17 protein-coding genes are annotated in these 21695 nt (G+C 73.0%); 7 read left to right on the forward strand and 10 right to left on the reverse strand.

Annotation, left to right across the window (positions count from 1 at the left end):
* Nucleotides 1–3 precede the first annotated feature (3 nt).
* The gene (gene xylB, locus QQZ13_RS09330) at nt 4–1311 is read left to right on the forward strand and encodes a xylulokinase (protein ID WP_284528744.1); all 1308 of its coding nucleotides are present in this window, start codon (nt 4–6) and stop codon (nt 1309–1311) included.
* Between the two features lie 133 nt (nt 1312–1444).
* On the opposite strand, the gene QQZ13_RS09335 is transcribed toward xylB, so the two are convergent.
* Nucleotides 1445–2170 carry a GMP synthase gene (locus QQZ13_RS09335; protein ID WP_284528745.1) on the reverse strand — a complete coding sequence of 242 codons (726 nt, stop codon included), beginning with the start codon at nt 2168–2170 and terminating at the stop codon, nt 1445–1447.
* Nucleotides 2171–2275: 105 nt separating this feature from the next.
* Between QQZ13_RS09335 and QQZ13_RS09340 the strand changes: the two genes are divergently transcribed.
* From QQZ13_RS09340 to QQZ13_RS09355, 4 genes are read left to right on the forward strand one after another with little or no spacing between them, the layout of a single operon-like run.
* Nucleotides 2276–2911: an RNA polymerase sigma factor gene (locus tag QQZ13_RS09340; protein WP_284528746.1), complete on the forward strand. Its 636-nt coding sequence runs from the start codon at nt 2276–2278 to the stop codon at nt 2909–2911.
* Nucleotides 2908–3372: a hypothetical protein gene (locus QQZ13_RS09345; RefSeq protein ID WP_284528747.1), complete on the forward strand. Its 465-nt coding sequence runs from the start codon at nt 2908–2910 to the stop codon at nt 3370–3372. The genes QQZ13_RS09340 and QQZ13_RS09345 overlap by 4 nt, the downstream gene beginning before the upstream one ends.
* Before the next feature lie 48 nt (nt 3373–3420).
* Complete coding sequence (locus QQZ13_RS09350; RefSeq protein WP_284528748.1) at nt 3421–5097, forward strand: S8/S53 family peptidase; 1677 nt, start codon at nt 3421–3423, stop codon at nt 5095–5097.
* 46 nt (nt 5098–5143) lie between these two features.
* The gene (locus tag QQZ13_RS09355) at nt 5144–7612 is read left to right on the forward strand and encodes a CHAT domain-containing protein (protein ID WP_284528749.1); all 2469 of its coding nucleotides are present in this window, start codon (nt 5144–5146) and stop codon (nt 7610–7612) included.
* A 277-nt stretch (nt 7613–7889) separates the two neighbouring features.
* Here QQZ13_RS09355 and QQZ13_RS09360 read toward each other — a convergent pair whose 3' ends face one another.
* A complete protein-coding gene (locus QQZ13_RS09360) occupies nt 7890–8657 on the reverse strand; it encodes a LysR substrate-binding domain-containing protein (protein WP_284528750.1) in 768 nt (255 codons plus the stop codon).
* Between the two features lie 31 nt (nt 8658–8688).
* On the opposite strand from QQZ13_RS09360, the gene QQZ13_RS09365 reads away from it, so the two are divergent.
* Nucleotides 8689–9087, forward strand: coding sequence for a DUF1304 domain-containing protein (locus QQZ13_RS09365; protein ID WP_284528751.1), 399 nt, complete (start codon nt 8689–8691; stop codon nt 9085–9087).
* A gap of 120 nt (nt 9088–9207) precedes the next feature.
* Here the strand turns inward: QQZ13_RS09365 and QQZ13_RS09370 are convergent, their stop codons facing one another.
* Genes QQZ13_RS09370 through QQZ13_RS09385 form a run of 4 tightly spaced genes read right to left on the reverse strand, consistent with a single transcriptional unit; the run spans nt 9208 to nt 12337 of the window.
* Complete coding sequence (locus QQZ13_RS09370) at nt 9208–9810, reverse strand: thermonuclease family protein (protein ID WP_284528752.1); 603 nt, start codon at nt 9808–9810, stop codon at nt 9208–9210.
* A 39-nt stretch (nt 9811–9849) separates the two neighbouring features.
* Nucleotides 9850–10257, reverse strand: a complete 408-nt coding sequence (locus QQZ13_RS09375; protein WP_284528753.1) for a transferase — start codon at nt 10255–10257, stop codon at nt 9850–9852.
* 41 nt (nt 10258–10298) lie between these two features.
* The gene (locus QQZ13_RS09380) at nt 10299–11396 is read right to left on the reverse strand and encodes a bifunctional glycosyltransferase family 2/GtrA family protein (protein ID WP_284528754.1); all 1098 of its coding nucleotides are present in this window, start codon (nt 11394–11396) and stop codon (nt 10299–10301) included.
* On the reverse strand, nt 11393–12337 hold the full coding sequence (locus QQZ13_RS09385) for a phosphodiester glycosidase family protein (RefSeq protein ID WP_284528755.1): 945 nt from the start codon (nt 12335–12337) through the stop codon (nt 11393–11395). The genes QQZ13_RS09380 and QQZ13_RS09385 overlap by 4 nt, the downstream gene beginning before the upstream one ends.
* Before the next feature lie 111 nt (nt 12338–12448).
* Between QQZ13_RS09385 and QQZ13_RS09390 the strand changes: the two genes are divergently transcribed.
* Nucleotides 12449–13126 (forward strand): YitT family protein, encoded by a 678-nt coding sequence (locus QQZ13_RS09390; protein WP_284528756.1) that lies wholly within the window; start codon nt 12449–12451, stop codon nt 13124–13126.
* A 12-nt stretch (nt 13127–13138) separates the two neighbouring features.
* Here QQZ13_RS09390 and QQZ13_RS09395 read toward each other — a convergent pair whose 3' ends face one another.
* From QQZ13_RS09395 to QQZ13_RS09410, 4 genes are read right to left on the reverse strand one after another with little or no spacing between them, the layout of a single operon-like run.
* The gene (locus tag QQZ13_RS09395) at nt 13139–13912 is read right to left on the reverse strand and encodes a DNA-formamidopyrimidine glycosylase family protein (RefSeq protein ID WP_284528757.1); all 774 of its coding nucleotides are present in this window, start codon (nt 13910–13912) and stop codon (nt 13139–13141) included.
* Between the two features lie 15 nt (nt 13913–13927).
* Nucleotides 13928–18748, reverse strand: a complete 4821-nt coding sequence (locus tag QQZ13_RS09400; RefSeq protein WP_284528758.1) for a DEAD/DEAH box helicase — start codon at nt 18746–18748, stop codon at nt 13928–13930.
* A 56-nt stretch (nt 18749–18804) separates the two neighbouring features.
* Complete coding sequence (locus QQZ13_RS09405; protein ID WP_284528759.1) at nt 18805–20202, reverse strand: hypothetical protein; 1398 nt, start codon at nt 20200–20202, stop codon at nt 18805–18807.
* The gene (locus QQZ13_RS09410; RefSeq protein ID WP_284528760.1) at nt 20199–21677 is read right to left on the reverse strand and encodes a PQQ-binding-like beta-propeller repeat protein; all 1479 of its coding nucleotides are present in this window, start codon (nt 21675–21677) and stop codon (nt 20199–20201) included. The genes QQZ13_RS09405 and QQZ13_RS09410 overlap by 4 nt, the downstream gene beginning before the upstream one ends.
* Nucleotides 21678–21695 lie beyond the last annotated feature (18 nt).

Genomic DNA, 21695 nt, shown 5'->3' on the forward strand with positions numbered 1-21695 from the left:
GCCATGGCACTCGTGATGGGCGTCGACAGCTCGACGCAGTCGTGCAAGGTCGTGATCGTCGATACGGACACGGGAGCGATCGTCCGCGAGGGGCGCGCGTCGCACCCCGACGGGACGAGCGTCGACCCCGAGGCGTGGTGGACGGCGCTGCAGACGGCGATCGCCGCTGCCGGCGGCATGGATGACGTCGCCGCGTGGTCGATCGGCGGGCAGCAGCACGGCATGGTCGCCCTCGACGCGCAGGGTCGCGTCGTGCGAGACGCGCTGCTGTGGAACGACACGCGTTCGGCCGGCGCCGCCGCCGACCTGATCGCCGAGTTCGGCGCCGACGCGCTCGCGCGTCGCACCGGGCTCGTGCCGGTGGCGTCGTTCACGATCACCAAGCTGCGCTGGCTGCGCGACCACGAGCCCGACAACGCCGCGCGCGTGGCGGCGGTGGCGCTGCCCCACGACTGGCTGACCTGGCGCCTGCGCGGCTTCGGTCCCGTCGCGGACGGATCGGGGGAGACGGCGGAGGCGGCGCTGGACGAGCTCGTCACCGACCGCTCCGACGCATCCGGCACGGGGTACTGGAACCCCGCCGACGACGCGTACGACCGCGAGCTGCTCGTCGCGGCCCTCGGTCACGATGCGGTGCTGCCGCGCGTGCTCGGCCCGCGCGAGTCGGTCGCCGATTCCGCCGGCCGCCGCGTCGGCCCGGGCGCCGGTGACAACGCGGGTGCCGCCCTGGGCGTCGGCGCCGGTCTCGGCGACGTCGTCGTGTCGATCGGCACGAGCGGCACCGTCTTCGCGATCAGCGCCGAACCGGTCCGCGACGTGTCCGGGACGGTGGCCGGCTTCGCCGACGCCGACGGGCACTTCCTCCCGATCGTCGTGACCCTCAACGCCGCGCGCGTGCTCGACGCCGTCGCTCGGCTCCTCGGCGTGGACCATGCCGAGCTGTCCCGTCTCGCGCTCGCCGCCGAGCCGGGCGCGGCGGGGCTGACGCTGGTGCCGTACTTCGAGGGCGAGCGCACTCCGAACCTGCCGGATGCCACGGCATCCCTCACCGGCATGACCCTCGCCTCGACGACGCGGGAGAACCTGGCGCGTGCGGCCGTGGAGGGCATGCTGCGGGGGCTCGGCGCCGGAGTGGACGCGCTGCGGGCGGCCGGCGTGCCGATCGAGCGGGCGCTGCTGATCGGCGGTGCCGCGCAGTCCGAGGCGGTCCGACGCGTCGCGCCCGACGTGCTCGGTGTGCCCGTCGAGGTGCCCGCGCCGGGCGAGTACGTCGCCCTGGGCGCCGCCCGGCAGGCCGCCTGGATGGTGTGACACCGGGGCGCCCCGGTCCCCGGGTCGAGGGTGGTCTCGTTTCGTCTCGCTGCGCTCGCTCAACGACCGAGCGTCCTTCCCCCGGTCGTTGAGCGAGGAGCGCAGCGACGAGACGAAACGCCGCGCCCCCGCGTCAGAACGTCTCGGCGAAGGCGCGGAGGATGCGCACCGGCTCGGTGAGCGAGGCGGCCAGCACGCGTGCGGCGATCGCGTCGTAGTCCGACGCGGCGAAGTAGCCGTCGTCGCGGTACACGGCCATGCGCTCGGTGAAGGCCCGGCCGGTCGGCTCGGGGTGGAACTGCGTCGCGTAGAGGCGGTCGCCCACGCGGTACGCCTGCACGGGGCACGCCTCGTTCGTGGCGAGCAGCACCGCGCCCTCGGGCACGCGCCCGGTGCCCTCCTTGTGGGCGGTCAGCGCCGCGAACGTGTCGGCGAGCCCGCCGAAGAGCGGATCGGCGGCGGCGTCGGCGGTGAGCGACACGGTCGTCGGACCGGTGTCCTCCGGGTAGGCGCGGGTGACGTCGCCGCCGAGGGCGCGGGTCGCGACGCCGATGCCGAAGCAGGTGAACAGTGCGGCTACGGACCCGGCGGCGGCCTCCCGGGCGAGGCGGGCCAAGTCGGCTTCGAGCCGGCGCTGCACATCGGTCTTCGTCGATTCGGGATCCGTGACGTTGAACGGGCTCCCGCCGACGACGACCCCCCGCCAGCGCTCGACGGCGTCCGTGGGAAGCGGCGCCGTGACGAGGTCCCAGCGCTCCAGTGACTGCTCGTCCAGCCTCATGGCGCTGCGGAACGACTCGTACTCGGCGGCGGCCGCACCCTGCTGCGGACGGACGCAGAGGTAGACGAGCGGGCGCATGGCCCGAGTCTAGGCGGGGTCCGCGCACACGACCAGGAACGTGTCATCGCGGATGTATCAGGGGCGCTCTGGCCCGCTCTTCAAGATGTGGCCACAATGGGCGGTATGACTGCAACCGACCCGTCGCACGTGCGGGACGACCCCGACGACGACGGTCGGTCGGTCGGCGACGTCTCGATCTGGGACCGGGCAGCCGCGGCGTTCACCCGCTGGCGCGGCGGCGACACCCGCGCCATGGACGACCTCGTGCGCCTCATGACGCCCGTGCTGTGGCACGTCGTGCGCGCGTACGGGCTCGAGCGCTCCCTCGCCGAGGACGTCGTCCAGACCACCTGGCTGACGCTCGTGCGCCGCCACGAGACCATCGCCGAGGACCGTGCGGTAGCCGGCTGGCTGACCACATGCGCGCGCCGGGAGGCGTGGCGCACCGCGAAGGCGCACCAGCGCGTGCGCGCCACGGACGACACCGAGATCGAGCCGCATCTGCCGGTCGAGGTCTCCGCCGAGGAGCGCGCACAGGTCGCCGACAGCGACTCGCGGCTCTGGCGCGCCGTCGGCATCCTCGACGAGCGCTGCCGGCGCCTGCTGCGGATCGTCGCCTTCGAGGAGCGTCCCGACTACGCCCGCATCGCACAGGACCTCGCGATGCCCGTGGGATCGATCGGACCGACACGGCAGCGGTGCCTCGCGAAGCTGCGCACCGCCCTGACGGGTGACGGATGGACAGGAGACGCCTCATGAGCGCTGAGACCGACGCGGAGCTGTTCCGGGCCCTGCGCCGCACCTGGGAGGACGTCGACCCGGCCCCGGCCGACCTCGTCGACCGGATGGTGGCCGCCGTGGCGACCGCCGACCTGTCGCGGGAGTACGCGCTGCTGACGCTCGTGTCGCAGACCGACCTGGCGGCGGTCCGCGGCGACGCCGACGCGCTCACGCTGCAGTTCAGCGACGGCACGGCCAGCGTCCTCATGCACGTGGTGCCGGTCGAGTCCGGCCTGCGGCGCGTGGACGGCTGGGTCGACGCGCCCGCCGTCTCCATCGAACTCGAGCAGGACGGCCGCTCCTGGACGACGGCCCCCGAGCACGGCCGCTTCGCCTTCGACGGCATCCCGGTCGGCATGACGCGGCTGCGCGTGATCCTCGCCGCGGCGACGGATGCCGGAACACCGGCCGAGCTGCGCACGCCCCGCTTCGAGGTGTGAACGCCTGACTCACCGGCCGCCCCCGCGGCACACACGAGAGGATGACCCATGGTCGACGAGCGACGCGGTTCCGAACCCCCGCAGCCGAAGGGATGGTCGTGGCGCGACCGCGCCCGCGGCTCGGTGATCTCGGCGGTGGCGCTGGACCCCGGCACGGAGCCGCTCGACGGCATCGAGGCGTTCCAGACCGTCTATGTGCCTCACCGGCTGCTCGTGAGCTTCGCGCCCGACGACAAGGAGCTGGAGCGGGAGGACGGTCCGTACGGCCGGGTCCGCGAAGCCGCGCGCTCGTTCGGCTGGGGGGTCGTGCCGGAGCTGCTCGACGGCTCCGATCTCGAGCAGGGCGAGCTGCCCGCGCCCCGTCTGCCCGGCGCACCGCGGGTGATCCGGGTGCGGCTGACCACGCCCGACGAGAAGGTCCGCGGCATCTCGCCCGCCCTTCCCGATGCGTGGCGGGTGCTGCAGCAGGTGCGTCGCGACGCGCTCCAGGGCGACGCGGTCCGGGGCCGGGACGGCGAGGTCGACGTGGCGGCGACGCTGCGGGCCGCCGGCCTCGACCGGGTGGGGCTGGACCACGTGCTGACCGTCGACCCCATCGGGATCAATCCGTTCACCAAGACGAACCCGTTCACCAAGACGAACCCCTTCACGAAGACCAACCCGTTCACGAAGACGAATCCGTTCACCAAGACCAACCCGGTCGGCGAGTACGCCGACAACGGGTCCGGTGGCCGGCAGCCGGTCGCGTGGGTCGGGGCGGCGCCGCTGCGCACCCCGGTTCCCGACGGGCACCGTCGTGCGGTCGTGGCCGTGCTCGACACCGGCGCGGGCACCCACGACTGGCTGCCCGACGACATCGTCGATCGGCACGTGACCATCGACGGGCGCCCGGTCGGCCTCGACGACGAGGCGAACCCCGAGATCTATCCCGACCTCTACGGACCTCTCGACGGACAGCTCGACGAGGTGTCGGGGCACGGCACCTTCATCGCCGGCATCGTCCGCCAGGCCGCGCCGGATGCCGACATCCTCGCCGTGCGCGTCGCCGACGCCCAGGGGCTCGTCGAGGAGTCCAACCTCCTCGCGGTCATCGAGGACCTGGGGGTGCTCGTCTCCCGCTACCAGAACGGGGATGAGGGCGGACGGCCGATCGATGTGCTCAGCCTGTCGCTCGGCTACTACCACGAGACGCCGGAGGACGGTCTGTACACGCGCGACCTCTACGACCTGCTCACCGTGCTCCGCGACCTCGGCACGGCCGTGATCGTCTCGGCGGGCAACGACGCGATCGACCGCCCCACGTTCCCGGCGTCGCTGTGGGCGTGGCCCGGCGCCGACAACGGCATCGTCCCCGACGGCGGCGCCCCGCACATCTCGGTGGGGGCGCTGAACCCCGACCGGCGCACCACGGCGCTCTTCTCCAACGTCGGTCCGTGGGTGCGGACGTACGCGGTCGGGGCCGCGGTCGTGAGCACGCTTCCCGACTTCTACGGGGGACTGCAGGCGTCGGCGCGAGATGACGAGTACGAACGGCAGCGCCTGACGATCGGCCCCGAGGACTTCCGCGGCGGCTTCGCCGTCTGGAGCGGTACGTCGTTCGCCGCACCGCTCGTGGCGGGGCGCGTTGCGGCCGCCCTCTCGCCGAGCTCGGCACCGACGCCGCCGGAGAAGAGCATTCCTTCGGTGTGCGAGATCGTCGAGAAGGTGGTCGCCGCCGAGGCCTGACGCGTGCGCGTCGCGCGAAGGGCGGCAGGCACGGCATGCTGTGGGGGTGACCCCCACGGCAGAAGAGCTGTATGCGCGCGGCCGCGAGCTGTCCGCGCAGCGGCGCTACGCCGACGCCGCCGACATGCTCGCGCGGGCGGCCGCCGCGGCCGACGACCCCGACCTCGCCGCGCGGATCATCGGCACCCGCGCGTTCTCCCTGACGCAGACCGGTGACTCCGAGACGGGGGAGCGGACCTGCCGGGAGGCGCTTGCCGACCCGCGCATCAGTCCGCACACACGCGGTGTGCTCGCGGGACAGCTCGGGAGCGTGCTCGTCAACCAAGGCCGCCTCGACGAAGGGCTGGAGTGGCTCGGTCGGGCGATCGACACGATCCCCGACGATCCGATCGCGGTGGCCAACCTCCGGCTGAATCGCAGCCTCGTCCACATGCAGCGGCGGGACCTCGCCGCCAGCACCGCCGACCTCGAGAACGCTCTCGTCGTGTACCGCGAGCACGGCGGCCCCGCCGACATCGCCGAGACGCAGCACAACCTCGGCTACACGGCTCTCCTCGGCGGCGAACTGGTCCGCGCGATGCGCGAGATGAGCGCCGCCCGGCCCGTGCTGGCCGGCTTCTCGCCCGCGAACGCGGCCATCTGCGACAGCGATCGCGCCGAGGTCCTGCGCGACGCCGGGCTCGTCACCGAGGCCGAGCGCCTTCTCGAATCGGCCGCGGCCGCATTCGGTGCGGACGGGATGCCGCAGGCCCGCGCCGAGGCCGAACTCCATCTGGCCTCCTCCCTGCTGCGCCACGAGCCGGCGCGCGCCGAGCAGGTCGCGCGGACGGCCGCCCGGCGGTTCCGCAGCGTCGGGTCGGCGTCGTGGGCGGCGCGGGCCGAGGGCATCCGCCTGCGGTCGCGGATGTCGCGGGGTGCGATGGACCGGTCCGGGCGCATCCGCGGCAGCGCGCGTCGCGTCGACGACGCCGAGGTCGACGCGGTCGCGCGCGAGCTGGCGGGAGCCGGCTTCCGCAACGAGGCGGCCGCGCTCCGGCTGACACGCGAGCTGTGGCGCGCGCGCAGCGGACGGGAGCCCGGACGGATGCCGCGGCTGGCGCCCGGGGCGTCGCTGGATGTGCGGCTCATGGCGTACGAGGTGCGGGCGGTGCGCGCCGCCGCGGCAGGCCGCATCCCCACGGTGCAGCGCGAAGCGGCCGCCGGCCTGGACGAGCTGGCCCAGTGGCGCTCCGCCTACGGCAGCCTCGACCTGCAGACCTCGGTGGCGATGCACGGGCAGGGACTCCTCTTGGCCGGCATCGACTCGGCGGTGCGCTCACGGCGACCCGACCGGGTGTTCGAATGGTCGGAGCGGGCGCGGCAGCTGAGCCAGCAGGTCGTGCCGCTGCGTCCTCCCCCCGACCCCGAGGTGGCCGCCGACCTGGCGGAGCTGCGGATGCTCCGCGCCGACCTCCCCGGCGCGGACTGGCTGTCCGACCCGCGCGCGGTGACGCTCGGCGACCGCGTCCGCCAGCACCAGTGGTCGCGCACCGGCGCCGCCGACGTCGAGGCGCGCCTCGAGCTGACGCAGCTGCAATCGCGCCTGGACGAGGACACCGCGGCGCTCGCCTACGTCTACGGGAGCGCCGGCCTGTCGTGCGTGGTCGTGACCGCGAGTGACGCGGCTCTCGTCGAGCTGGAGGGCTGGGCGGCCGCTCGCGAAGCCATCCCCGGGCTCCGCGCCGACCTCGACATGGTCGCCTCGGTGCGCACCGGCCCCATGGCCGACGTCATCCGTCGCTCGCTCGCCGCGCGTCTGGCCGACCTGTCCCGCGCGCTCGTCGATGTCCCCCTGCGTCATGCGGGCGGCCGGCGCCTCGTGATCACCGCTCCGGGGGTGCTGTCCGGCGTCCCGTGGAGCATGCTCCCCGCTCTCGCGGGCCGGCCGTTCACGCTGGCGGCGTCGGCCTCGCGCTGGGCGCGCAGCGAGGTCGTGCCGGCCCGGCGTGCGGGATTCGCCGCGGGACCGCGAGTGCCGCGCGGCGAGGAGGAGATCGCCGTCGCCGCCGCGTCGTGGCAGGGTGCACGACAGCTGCGCGGCGAGGAGGTGACCGTCGCCGAGGTCACCGCGCTCGCTCGCGACGTGGATCTCCTCCACGTGGCGGCGCACGGGCGTCACGCCGCCGACAACCCCCTCTTCTCCGGTCTCGAGCTCGCCGACGGCGTGCTGTTCGGCTACGACGTCGACCAGGTGCGACCGGTGCCGCGGACCGTCATCCTGTCGGCCTGCGAGGTGGGTCGCTCGTCGGTGCGCTGGGGCGAGGAAGCGGTCGGCATGACGCGGGCGTGGCTGCACGCCGGCGTCGGCTGCGTGATCGCCGCTCCGGTGGTGGTCGCCGACGACGACGCGTGCGAACTGCTGGGAGCCCTGCACGTCGAACTCGCTGCGGGCGCTGCGCCCGCCGTCGCGCTGGCCACGGCCCAGACCCGCACCGGCGTCGTCGCCCCCTTCCAGTGCCACGGCGCCGGACTCTGATCGACACGTCCCCGAACTCCCGATCCGACGGGACTTCCGGGCCACCGGAAGAAATCTTCGCGGCGCGTGTATCAGGATGCCTGCAGGCCGCTCCTGATCAATGAACGACCTGGTGACGCCCGCATGGGGATGCGATCGTCGTCCCCGCGGGGGATCAGCAGGTCGTTCATGAAGGCCGGACGGGATCTTTGGGGGAATCGGTCTTCGGGCCGGCGGGGTCGGGGGGCACCGCCGGCCCCTCGTCGTGCGCGCTCGGCGTCGCGCGCTCGCTGGGGCGTCAGCCGCGCGAGGAGTTCGCGGTGCGCCCCCGGACGATGCCGACGAAGACGTCGACGAGCTCGGACGGGTCGCCCGACGGCCACGCGAGGGCGACACCCGACAGCGGGCCGCCCGTGAGCGGCCGGAAGTCGACGTCCTTGCGGTGGTGCAGCCGCGCCAGCGACATCGGGACGATGACCACCCCGACGCCGGCGGCGACGGTGGCGATCGCCTCCTCGGTGGTCTCGGGGGCGGCGAAGCGCGGCGCCACGACGCCCGGCAGCTCCAGCCCGAGCACGTCGTCGCGGGGGGTGATCACCACCTCGCCGACCAGGTCCGCCGCGGTGAGCTCCTCGGCCGCTGTCAGATGCGAGTCCGCGGCGCACACCACGACGGGGATCTCCTCGTAGAGAGCGATCACGTGGAGCCCGTCGCGCTCGATCGGCAGGCGCACCAGCGCAGCGTCGACCGCGCCGTCGTCCAGGGCGCCACGTTGGTCGGCCACGGCGACGGGGATCAGCTCCAGCGGCGTGCGCGGCATCCGCTCCTGCCAGATGTCGATCCACTTGCCGGGCGTCGTCCCGGCGACCGCGCCGAGCCGGAAAGGTCCGGCGGGTTCGGTCGGGTCGGCGGCAGCCGACGGCGCAGCGGCGCGGGCGGCCGGTGCGGACTTCTTGCTGGGCGGGGTCTTCGCGCCGCGCTGCGTGCGGGGGGTCGTGCCCTTCGCGGCCTTCCGCGACGGAGACGACGGTCGGCGCGCGCCCTTCGATCCCCGTCCCGCAGCCATGCAGTCAGCGTAGTCGCGCTATCGTCAGGACATGGTGCCGATCATCGCGACGATCGCGGCCGCGCTGGCCGCTCTCCTCCACGTCTACATCTTCGTGATGGAGAGCATCCAGTGGAGCCAGCCGAAGGTGTGGCGCCGCTTCGGCGTCGCCGATCAGGCCGCCGCCGACACCACCAAGCCGATGGCCTACAACCAGGGCTTCTACAACCTGTTCCTGGCGATCGGCGTGGTCATCGGGCTTGCGCTGTTCTGGGCGGGCGACCCCGCCACGGCCGCCGCGGTCGCCGGACGCACGCTCGTGCTGTTCAGCCTCGGCTCGATGCTCGCCGCGGCGCTCGTGCTGGTGACCTCGGGCGCGAAGTACCTGCGGCCGGCGCTCATCCAGGGAACGCTGCCCCTGCTCGGCTTCGTCCTCTTCCTCTTCGCCTGACCCCCTGCCCTCTTCGCCGAGCCGACAAGCTTCTGCCGAACCGACACGATCCATCGCGTCAGGATCGTGTCGGCTCGCACGAAGGTTGTCGGCTCGGCGATGAGCGCACCCGGGGGCGCGTCAGCAGGAACCCCAGCGGCCGCGACCTGACGCCCGTGCTTGCTCCTCCGCGGCGGCGAACAGGTCGGCGTGACGCAGGTTCGGCCGCACCGGCATCGCCTCGGCGTGACCGGCGGCGACGAGGTCGAGGTTCGCGAAGACGCCGTCGTCGGTCCACAGGTAGAAGAGGCGGCGCTCGTACCGGTCCGATGAGTCCCGGTCCACCGAGGCCCAGACGCGCGCGCCCTCCGGGAGCAGCTCCCGCAGGTGATCGGTCGCCGCGTCGGCCCCGCACTCCACGGGCGGCGTGACTTCCGGGGTGTCGATGCCGATGAGGCGGATGCGGATCTGCTCGCGCGTCGTCACGACCTCATTCGGCGCGACCACCGTCGCGCGCAGGGTGTCGCCGTCGACGACGTCGTCGACGGTGAGCGCGAAGGCGTCGCCCGGACGTTCCGGTGCCTCCGAAGCGGGCGAGTACGACCCGCCCTCGCTCCCCGGCAAGGTCGGAACGACCCCCGCTCCGACCCAGACGGCGATCACCACCGCCGCCGCCACGATGAGCGCGGCGATCACCGCCACGACGAGACGCGCGCGACGTCGTCCGGTCGTCGCGCGTCTCACGCCCTCACCCTAGGCGAGGGCACGGACGTGGGGACGGTCTCAGGCCGCCAGGTGCAGCCCGCGCCGGTCGGTGGCCACGGCCTCGCCGTCGCCGATCGACTCGTCGTCGCCGATGAGCGACCCGCCGGCCACGCGGGCGTTCGCACCCACGAAGGCGCGGACGCCGATCTTGGCGCGCGGCCCGATCGCCGCTCCCGGTCCGATGTGCGCGTGCGGCGCGATCTCGACCTCCGGACCGATCACCGCATCCGGTTCGATCCAGGCGCCGCGTCCGATGTGCGCGCCTGCCGCGATCTGTGCTCCGGGTTCGACATACGCGCCGGCTTCGACGAGCGCGCTGGCGTGTACCTTGGCCCCGTTCGCGATGAGGCCCCGACCGTTGACGTGCTTGCGGTAGCGCAGCGTCTCGCCCCGGTCGTTCTCGATGTCGACGTAGTTCTTGCCCACTGGTCCTCCTGACAGTGAAGACAACGCATGCAGGGGCATGTTCATTCCCAGACGGGCATCGGAGCCGGCGATCGCTCCGCCGGGGATCGGGCCGGTGCGAACACCACCGCGCGCTGCACGGCGAAGCTCACGACGAACAGCGTCGCATCGGTCACGAGCTTGGCCGCCGGCAGGGGGAGACCGAGATCCGACAGGGCGGTGAGCAGGCCGTAGCTGGCCGTCAGGAGCAGGCCCGCGAGCGAGAAGTACCGTGCGGCGGCCGTCCGCAGCGGCACCGTGCGAGCTGCCCCGAAGACGAGCGAGCGGTTTACCGCGAAGTTGAGGCTCGCGCTGATCACCCGCGCGGCGACGACCGAGAAGAGCAGCCAGCCGGTGAGCGTGTGGAGGAGGAGCAGCGCGAGCGTGTCGACGGCGAAGGCGAGCAGCGCCGACGCCGTGAACCGCAGCAGCGGCGCGGATACGCGCACCGAGTCCGACAGGGGGCGGAAGTGGCTCGACGCGTTCCCCTCGAGGTACACCGTCGCGATCGGCACCTCGGCCAGGGCGATGCCCGTCTCGCGGGCCCGCAGCAGCATCGCGAACTCGTACTCGAACCGGTCGCCGCGCAGCCGCTGCAGCCACGGCAGCACCGGAGGGGGGTAGCCGCGCAGTCCCGTCTGGGTGTCGGTCAGGCGCTGCCCGGTCGCGAGACGGAACAGGCCGCGGGTGATGACGTTCCCGACACGGCTGCGCATCGGCACCGCACCGCCGCCCGCGCCGGTGAAGCTCCGCGCGCCGAGCACGATCGTCGGCGTCGCGCCGCTCGCGCGACGGAGGGCGACGGCGACCCGGCGGATGTCCTCGGGCGTGTGCTGGCCGTCCGCATCGGCCGTGACGACCGGCGCCGCCGGCCACCGGCGGGCGATCTCCGCGAACCCTGTGCGCAGCGCCGCACCTTTGCCGCGGTTGCGGGGGTGGGCCACCACGACCGCTCCGGCGGTCTCCGCCGCGGCGAAGACGTCCCTGTAGAAGGCGCCCGACCCGTCGTCGACGATCAGCACCGGCGCGCGCTCCGGCCCATCCCTCAGAACACGGACGAGCTCGACCAGGCGCCCGTCGGGCTCGAAGGCGGGGATCAGGATCACGTGCACGCCGGTCACCCCGCCAGGTAGAGGATGTCGCTCGTGGCGCGCTCGCCGCCGTTGGAGGGCTGGTTGACGACCTCTCCGTCGAACCACATCTCGCTGGAGCCGCCGCCGTCGAGGTTGTACGCCGTCGTCGCCCCCAGCGAGACCATGATCCGGGCGAGCTCGGTCATCGTGACGCCCCGGCTGTACCCGGTGTCGCGGCCGTCGACGACCACGATCACGAGGTGGTTCTCGTCGACGACCCCGATCGCGGTCCGCGGCTGCTCGCCCTGGATCGAGTGGTTGCCGAAGTTCGTGTCGATCTCGACCTCGTCGATGCCGTCGACCGCCACCCCGTCCTCCACCACGGCGGGACCGAAGCTGAGCGTGTTCCACGCGCCGTCGGCCAGAAGCTCCGCGGCCGTCGTCTCCGTCTCGTCGTACACGGCGACCGTGCCGTCCTCGTAGAAGACGAGCCCCTCGCGGGCCCCCTGGTCGCGGTACACCACGCCGTTGCGGATGACGATGCCGCTGTCGCGGAAGCCGTAGTAGTCGCCGTTGACGGCGAACACCGCGCCGTTGTCCTCGGCGATGGTCGACACGAGATCGGTGATGTTCTCGCCGAACTGGTTCTTCGCGAAGGCGCTCCGCAGCACAGTCGCGTCACTCAGCTCGATGTCGGCCACGTGATACGTCACGGTGTCGTCGCCGGCGCCCTCGGTGACGGTGGTGATCTCCACCGCGGCGTCGTCCGAGGTGAAGGACGTGTCGGTGATCACCGGCTCCGCCCCGTCGTCTGCCGCCTCGTCGCCGGTCGTGGCGGTGCCGGACTGCGCGGCCTCGTAGGCGGCGACGTCCTCGACCACGACGTGCGGCACGACGAACTGGTCGAGCGCCCAGACGGTGCCGCCCGTCGCCGTCAGCGCCACGACGACGCCGCCGGCGATCAGTCCCTGCTTCAGTCGCGTCTTCATGTCGGTCAGTGTCGCGGCCCGCCTCATGCAGCCCGTGTGGCCGGTCTAGGCGAGGCCTATGAGAGCAGGGCGGCGCGGACCGTGGATGCCGGGCGCGACCCGGATGCGAGGATGGGTGCCGTGACCACCCCCGATCGCACCCCCGCGGAGGAGCCCGACCCGACGACGGGGCCCTCCCTGGTCTTCGACGACAAGGCCACCGAGCACAGCGTCCTCGAGGACGTCCTCGGCATCCTCACCGGCACGTTCGCCGCCTCGCTGGGCCTCCACCTGCTGCACGCGGCGCACGCGGTCACCGGGGGCACCGCGGGTCTCTCCCTGCTGCTCGGCTACGCCACGCCGTGGCCGTTCTGGCTGCTGTTCGCGGTCATCAACGTGCCGTTCGCCGTGCTCGCGGTGTGGAAGAAGGGCTGGGACTTCACGATCCGCACCATCGTGTCGATCGCCCTCGTGTCGGGTTTCGCGTTCGTGCACCAGACGTACCTCCCCGTCGGCGACATCGACGCCGTCTACGGCACCCTCGCGGGGAACCTGCTGGCGGGCGTCGGGGTGCTGATCCTCTTCCGCCACCGATCCAGCGTCGGCGGCGTGCACATCATCGCGCTGCTGCTGCAGGAGCGCACCGGCATCCGCGCCGGCTGGACGCTCATGATGTTCGACGTGCTCGTGATCGTCGCGGCCCTCCTGGTCGTGCCGTGGCCCAACGTGCTGATGAGCGCTGCCGGCGCCGTGCTGCTGAACCTCGTGCTCGCCCTGAACCATCGCCCCGGCCGCTACCTCGGGCATTGAGGGCCGCAGACGTCACACCTGGCAGCGCGGGCACCAGAAGACGATGCGCTCCTCGGTGGGGTCGGCTCCGAGCTCGGTCTTCCGGATGAGCGTGCCGCAGCGCCGGCACGGCTTGCCCTCGCGCCGGTAGACCCAGTCCTGCTGCCCGGGACGGGAGTCGCCGGTGAACGTGCGGCCGTGACGGTCCCGGTTGAGCCGGATCATCCGCGCACCGGTGTCGAGCAGGCCCGCGACGTCGACGTCGGTGGCGGGCCGGGTCGGCAGGATGCCGCGGACGAACAGCAGCTCGTTCGCGTATTCGTTGCCGAACCCCGCGACGTTGCGCTGATCGAGGAGCGCCACGTGCACGGCGCGGTCGTCGCCCGACAGGCGCCGCGCGGCCTCGGCGGCATCCCATGAGGGCGACAGCGGGTCGGGACCGAGATGCCCGACGACGCGGCCCTCGTCGGCCGTCGGGAGGACCTCTACCATCGCGAGGTCGAACCCGACCGCCTCTGCCGCTGCCGTCCCGACGATCGCGCGCGCCCGGAAGGCCGGGGCGCGCCAGCGCTGGCCCGGACGGTACACGTCCCACCGACCCTCCATCTTCAGGTGCGAGTGCAGCGTGAACCCGCCGACGCGGAGCAGCAGGTGCTTGCCGCGCGGCACCACCTCGCGCACCCGCTCGCCGGTGAGGTCGGCCGTGGCACTGCCGGGCACCCGGATGTCGAAGCGGGTCGCGATCCCGCCCGCGAGCGCCTCGTGGAGCCGCCGCGCCGTGCGGAAGACGGTGTCACCCTCGGGCACTGGTCACCTCGGCCCTCACCGGGCCCGCCGCAGGGTGAGTCCGCGGGCAGACTCCACGAAGCCCGCGTCGAGCAGCGCGCGGCCGGCGGGGGTGCCGTAGACGAAGGCGCCGCCCACCTGCTCGATCGTGAGGGTGTCGAGCCGGCGCCCCCGTGCGGTGTCGACGAGGCTGCGTGCAGCCGCCGCGAGCACCTGGTCGTCGTCGCTGTACACCAGCGCGGAGCGTCCGCCGCGTTCGAGGTAGAGCACGAGGGCCCCGTCGACCAGCACCACCAGGGCACCCGCCTTGCGGCCCGGACGGTGCCCGCCGTCCTGGGCGGGCCAGCCGAGCGCCGCACCGTACGGATTGGCGGGATCGGTCGCGGCGAGGGTGATCGCGTGCAGTCGCGGGCTTCCGTCTCCGGGGTCGGGACCGGTGAACGTGCGCAGGCGGTCCACCGTGGCCGACGTCGCGAACTGCGCGGCGCCGAGCTTCTCGATGAAGTAGCCGCGGCGGCAGTGCCCGGCATCCTCGAAGCCCGCGAGGGTCCGATAGGCCTGCGCGAATCCGCCCGGCAGCTCCTCGGCCTGCACGGACCCGCGGGTGACCACGCCGTACCGTTCGAGAAGCAGGCTCGCGGAGGCGGCCGTCCGCAGCGCGGGATCCGCCTCGGGCGCCGGGAGCAGCGACCAGCGCCCTCCGACGAGGGGCGGGCGCTGCGGCGCCGTCTGCGGGCGCGCGATCGGCGTGCCCCGGAACATGCGCGCCCGCGGCGTGCGCCGCACGGTGCGGTGCGCCTGCGAGCCGCCGCCGAGCAGCATCCGGATCGGCGCGAACGTGTCGTTCGTGATGCGCGAGGTCCACGCGAGGTTCCACAGCGCCTCGACCACGGACTGCTCGTTCTCCGCTCCGACGAGCGGGACGAGCTGCCCGGCGAAGAAGGCGCCGCCGCCGGCCAGGGCCGCCAGCAGCCGCTGCTCGAGGGGGCTCTCCTCCTGCGCGTCGGCGGGGCGCAGAGTGAGGGACGCGGTGTCGACCGGGTGGAGCGCGATCCAGCCGTCACGGCCGGGCAGCGATCCGTGGCCGGACCAGATCACCTCGCCGGTCGAGGTGAGCTCGTCGAGCATGCCGGGCGTGTAGTCCACGACGCGGCTCGGAAGGATCAGCGACTCCCAGGCGCTCGCCGGGAGGGGGACGCCCGCGAGCTGCTCGATCACGGCCAGGACGCCGTCGACGCCCTCGAGCCCGCGCCCCTCGGCGGCCCCGGAGAGGTGCTGCCAGGCGGGGAGGAAGCGCGCGAAGGCCTCGGGAGCGACGGGCTCCACGGCGCCGCGGATCGCTGCGAGCGATCGCAGCCGCAGCCGGCGCAGCACCTCGGTGTCGCACCACTCGAGGTCGCCGCCGCCGGTGACGGGCTGATCCGCGGCGGCGGCTCCGCCCGCGCGATCGGGCAGGAAGAACCCGCCCGACAGGCGCCCCTGGGATTCCAGCCGCTGGAGCGTCTGGCGTGCGACCGCCGCGCCGATCCCCAGGCGCATGGCGACGTCGGAGGTGCGGAACGGTCCGTGGGTGCGGGCGTGCCGGGCGACGAGGTCGGCGAGCGGGTCGACGACGGGCTCGAGGAAGGCTGTGGGGATGCCGACCGGCAACGCCGCGCCGAGCGCGTCGCGGAGGCGTCCGGCGTCCTCGATCGCCGCGACGCGGTCCACTCCGGCCAGGGTGACGCGGATCGCGCGTCGCGCGTCGATGAGCGCGTCGAGGTGGGAGGCGGCCTCCGCGACGGTGGCGTGCGCCGCCTCGTCGGCGTCCGGGGTCGCGGCCCCGGTCGCCGGCTCGGCGGGCTCCAGCCGGAGCGCCACCTCCTCGGCGTCGAGCGGCCCGAGCAGGCGCAGCAGGTCGGCGACGCCCTCGAGGCCGCGGACGCGACGGGTCGGGTCGAGGCGCTGCACCTCCCGCTCGAACCGGGCGATGATCCCGGGGTCGAGGAGCTCCCGCATCTCGACCTTGCCGAGCAGCTCGCTCAGCAGCGCGGGGTCGACCGAGAGCGCCGCGGCCCGGCGTTCGGCCAGCGGTGAGTCGCCCTCGTACATGAAGGCGCCGACGTAGCCGAAGAGCAGATCGCGCGCGTAGGGAGAGGGCTGCGAGGTCGTGGTCTCGACGAGCCGGATGCGACGGTCGCCGATCGACCGAGCGATCCGAAGGAGGGCCGGCAGGTCGTAGACGTCCTGCAGCACCTCCCGCAGCGTCTCGAGGATGATGGGGAAGGTCGGATGGTTCTTCGCCACCTCGAGCAGCTGCGCGGACTTCTGGCGCTGCTGCCACAGCGGGGAGCGCCGGTTGGGGTTCAGTCGCGGGAGCAGCAGCGCCCGTGCCGCGCACTCGCGGAACCGCGAGGCGAACAGCGCCGATCCGCCGACCTCGTCGGTGACGATCTGCTCGAGCTCGTCGGCGTCGAACACGAACAGCTCCGCGTCGGGCGGCTCGGACTCGGTGTCGGGGACGCGCGCGATGATCCCGTCGTCGCTCGCGACGGCCGAGCCCTCCACGCCCAGCCGCTCCCGGATGCGCGCGTTCACGGCCAGGGCCCACGGCGCGTGCACGTGCATGCCGTACGGGGAATGCAGGATGATCCGCCAGTCGCCGACCTCGTCGCGAGACCGCTCGACGGTCAGCGTCTTGTCGGTCGGGAGGGTGCCGGTCGCCTCGCGCTGCTCCGTCAGATAGGCCAGGAGGTTGCCGATCGCGTTGTCGTCGAGTCCCGATTCCCGGAGGCGCTCGGTCGCCTTCTCGGGAGTGGCCGCAGCGACCTCGCGCGAGAACTTCCCGAGCGCCTCGCCGAGTTCCGCCGGCCGCCCGAGCCCGTCGCCGTGCCAGAAGGGCAGCTTTCCCGGCTGTCCGAAAGCGGGGAGCACGTTGACGCGATCATGAGTGATCTCGGCGATCCGCCAGCTCGTCGTGCCCAGGGTGAACACGTCGCCCACGCGCGACTCGTAGACCATCTCCTCGTCGAGCTCGCCGACGCGGGCGTTGCGCGTCTCGCCGGCGACGAAGACGCCGAACAGGCCGCGGTCGGGGATCGTCCCGCCGCTGGTGACGGCGATCCGCTGCGCGCCGGGGCGCCCGGTCAGGAGCCCGTGATCGCGATCCCAGACGACGCGGGGACGCAGCTCGGCGAACTCGTCGGAGGGGAAGCGGCCGGAGAGGAGGTCGAGCGTCGCCTCGTAGGCGGAGCGGGGGAGCGTGCGGAACGGGGCGGAGCGCTTGACGGTCTCGAACCAGCCCTCGACGTCGACGGGACCCGTCGCGCATGCCGCCACGGTCTGCTGCGCGAGGATGTCGAGCGGGTTCTGCGGCACGGAGATCGCCTCGATCTGCCCGGCGAGCATGCGTTCGGTGACCACCGCGGTGTGCAGCACGTCGCCGCGGTGCTTCGGGAAGAGCGCGGCGCGGCTCACCTCGCCCACCTGGTGCCCGGCGCGACCCACCCGCTGCAGTCCGGAGGCGGCCGAGGGCGGGGCCTCGACCTGGATCACGAGGTCGACGGCGCCCATGTCGATGCCGAGCTCGAGGCTGCTGGTCGCGACGACGCAGCGCAGCCTGCCCGACTTCAGCTCGTCCTCGACCTGCGCACGCTGCTCCTTGGACACCGAGCCGTGGTGGGCCTTGGCGAGCACGGGGTCGGCGCCAGCGGAGATGCCGGCCTGTGCCATCATCGCCGCAGGCACGGCCGGGTCCGGGACGCTCAGCCCCTGGCGCTCGGCGTAGATCTCGTTGAGACGGCCGGTGAGGCGCTCCGCGAGACGCCGTGAGTTGGCGAAGACGATCGTCGATCGATGCTGGAGGATGCGATCCACGATCGCCTCCTCGACGTGCGGCCAGACGGAGCCGGTCACCTCGGGTGCACCACGGTCGGTCCCGCGGGCTCCACTCGGGCCGGGTGCCGTCTCGTACCAGGCGGGCGCGTCGTCCTCCGCGCCGCCGTCGTCCGCCCGGTCCGCACCCGTCGCCGGCTCGGAGGCGGCCGGCTCGTCGCTTCCGGGAGGGGGCGGGGGGTTGAGCATGTCGTCCATCGGCACGACGACCGACAGGTCGAACGCCTTGCTCGCCTTCGGCGCCACGATCTCGACGGGGGCCGAGCCGCCCAGGAAGCGGGCGACCTCGTCGATCGGCCGCACCGTCGCCGACAGGCCGATCCGCTGCGCCGGGGGCACCGTCTCGTCGTCCTCGCGCCGCAGCGCGTCGAGCCGCTCCAGGCTCACCGCCAAGTGGGCGCCGCGCTTGGTGGCGGCGACGGCGTGCACCTCGTCGATGATGACCGTGTGCACGCTCTTGAGCGTCTGGCCCGCCTGCGAGGTGAGCATGAGGTAGAGCGATTCGGGCGTCGTGATGAGGATGTCGGGCGGGTCCGACACGAGCTTGCGGCGATCGGCCGACGTGGTGTCGCCGGAGCGCACGCCGACGGTGATCTCGGGCACGGCGATGCCCAGCCGCCGCGCCGACTGCCCGATCCCGACCAGGGGCGACCGGAGGTTCCGCTCGACGTCGACGCCCAGGGCCTTGAGCGGTGAGATGTAGAGCACGCGCGTCCGCGTCGAGCGATCCTCTTTCGCGCGCGCCTTCGGCTCGCGCGAGCCCTTCGACCGTGCGGCGACCTCCTGCTTGTCGTGGAAGAGGCGGTCGATCGACCACAGGAACGCCGACAGCGTCTTGCCCGATCCCGTCGGCGCCACCACGAGCGCGTGCTTTCCCGCAGAGATCGTCTCCCAGGCGCCGATCTGGGCATCGGTCGGCCGCGCGAAGGCGCTCCGGAACCAGTCCTGCGTCGCAGGACCGAACCTCGCCAGCACCTCGGCCATCAGTACATCTTCGCGCGGACCGCCGACATCGGCGCCAGCCCTTGCGCGGACGGATGTCAGTGGTAGAGAGAGACCTCGAACGAGCCCCGATCGGCGTCCGAATCGCTGCCCAGCATGACTCCCGCCGCGAACCAGGTCTCCAGCGGATCGTCGAAGCGCCAGGCCTCGGCGCCGTCGAGGCCGCGAGCGGTCACCGCTCCTCTCTCACTGATCGAGAGAACCTGACCCGATGCGCTGAGCGCGTCGTCATGCGTCATCAGTCCCGCCTCCTCGCCGCCCTCGAAAACCCGGTTGCGGGCCGCCTCGTCCGAATTCTCGACGAGGACGAGGCGCCCACCCGCGACCGTCAGCCACGCGTCGGCGGATGTCTCCTCGACGATGACATCCCGCGTCTTTCCCGTCAGAGGATCGATCTCCTCCACCGCGCGCTCCGCCGTGATGATCCAGACGGCGTCCTCCCAGGCGGCCACCGACCAGACGTCGCGTGACCAGCAGCTCTGCCCCGAGGTGGTGTCGAGTCCCGAGAGGGCGAGCAGGTCGGGGCCGTCCGAGAGCGGCAGCTGGAGGGTCGCACCGCTGCCGGGGAACACCCAGCCGCCCGCCGACTCCCACCCGAGTGGCTCGCCCGTCGCGGCATCGAGCGCGTGCGATCCGACGAACGCCACATCGCCGGCGACGAAGAAGGGGACACCCCCCTCGAAGTCGCCCACGTCGTACTCGTCGCCGGACGCCGTCCACACGTCCTCGAGCGTCGATGCGTCGATGAGGTGGAGGGTCTCGCGGTCCGTGGTGAAGAAGGACGTGGCACCCGGCCGAGCGATATCGGCCGAACCCTCCCGGTTCGGCAGCCCGCTGTGCGCCGCCGCGGTCGGGCGCTCGGTCCGCAGGGTGCCGTCGGACAGGTCCAGCGAGAGCAGGCGAGTCTCGCCGCCGTTCCAGACCGTGAAGACGAGGATGCCCTCGACCCCCGTGGACTGCGGTGTCGAGACGATGTCGGCAGCGCCGGCGACCTCGGTCGTCCACGCGACGGCTCCCGACTCCCGGTCGACCACGCTGATCGACGAGAGCGTGTCGCTGTCGCCGGTCTGCACGATCACGCCGAAGAGGTCCTCATCGATCGCGAACGCGCGGGACTCCGCTCCCGCGCCCACTCCGGTGAGCTCCACGATGGGCGTCGCCGTGATGTCGCCGTCGGCCGGCGCGGCGATGACGTCGTTGTCGACCCAGCGGAGATCTCCCGCCGCCGACGCGTCGCAGACCGGTGGGGTGGTCGGCGAGCCGGTCGGGGTCGGGCCTGCGAGCTCCGACGTCGGCGACGGTGCGGGCACGGCGGCCGGCGTGTTCACCATCGACAGCACGATCGCCGTTCCCGCGACGACGGCTGCCAGCGCGCCGATCCCGCCCCACAGCCACCCTCGGCCCGTCGCCGTCCGCTCCGACCGCTCTTCCGTCACCGTGCCCGTTCTCCGGTTCCGTGCAGCAGGTAGACGTCGATGATGCTGACGTCGCCGTCGCTGGTCTCGCGGTGCTGGAGGAGGCCGCCGGCCGCGGCGTCGGGATACGCATCCTCGAGCTTCGCCCGCCAGACCCGATCGGTCGAGGGAAGGTCGTACGCGGTGAGGGACGCGGGGGTCGTGCTCGTCCCCCTCTCGTAGACGACGAGCTGGTCGCCGGATCCGTAGAGCTCGGCGCCCGACGACAGCGTCAGTTCGCCGACCTGCGTCGAACCATCGAACACGGTGGCGGTCACCGGTGCCGAGTAGTCTTCCTCGTCGCGGTCGTACGCGACGAGGAAGCGTCCGGCCGTGTGGAGCGTGTCGGCCGACGTCTGGGCGAGAGTCTCCTCCGTGGCACCCGTGGCCGGGTCGATCCGCTCGACGGCGCCGTCCGTCGTGAGCACCCACAGGGTGTCGGCGGTTCCCGCCATGCTGATGATCTCCCGCGACCAGCACGTCTCTCCGGTCGCCGTGTCGAGGCCGGAGAGGTCGTACGGGCCGACGTGGTCGTACATCACCATCGTCTGCAGGGTCGCTCCGCCGGCGAGGAACACCGCGCCGGCCGACTCCCACCCCAGGGACTCACCGGTCTGCGCATCGAGGGCATGGCTGCCGACGAAGACGACGTCCTCCGTCACCCAGAACGGCACGCCGCCCTCGAACTCGTCGACCCCGAAATCGGAGCCGCTCGCGCTCCATTCCGTCTCCAGCGTGTCGGCGTTCACACGCGACAGCGTCTCGCGGTCGCTCACGTAGAACGCATCGGCGGATGCGGGGGCCACCGCGGCCGAACTCGCGCGCGAGGCCTTGGCGAAGACCGCGAAATGCTCGCCGAAGGGCCGCTCGGCGAGCGTCTCACCCGTGGCGAGATCGAGTGATCGCATGACCCAATCGGTGTCGACGGCAACGCTGACGACGATCCGGTCGGCGGCCCCCGTCAGCGCCGGCGAGGAGACCGGCGCGAGGGAGCCCTCGATCTCGCGTGTCCAGAGCACCTCTCCGTCGCGCTCGGCGACCGTCAGGACGGAGACAGAGGAGGATTCGTGGAAGGTGATGATGCCGAAGCGGTCGTCATCGATGAGGAAGCCGGTCGAATCCAGGAAGTCGAACTCGTCCGCCCCCCGGATCCGCTGCACACGGTCTGCAGTGAACTCCCCGTCGGCGGGAAGCGCGAGCTCCCTCACGTCGAACCAGGCGACCGACGGCGTGGTGACCGTGCACGTGGCGGTGGGCGTCGGCGTGGGGGTCGACGTCGCGCTGGGCGACGGGCCGACGGCGTCGGTCTGCGTCGGGGTGGGTGACGGTGCGGAGGCCGGCGCGAGCAACGGGACGACGACGACCGCTGCCACCACCGCGACGGCGACCGCCCCACCTGCCACCGCCCACGGCACCCAAGGGCGGCGAGGGGAGGGCGCGGGGCTCGGCTGCGTCATCATCGATTCCTTCCGAGA

Source organism: Microbacterium sp. T2.11-28, assembly GCF_950097975.1.
Lineage (GTDB): Bacteria > Actinomycetota > Actinomycetes > Actinomycetales > Microbacteriaceae > Microbacterium.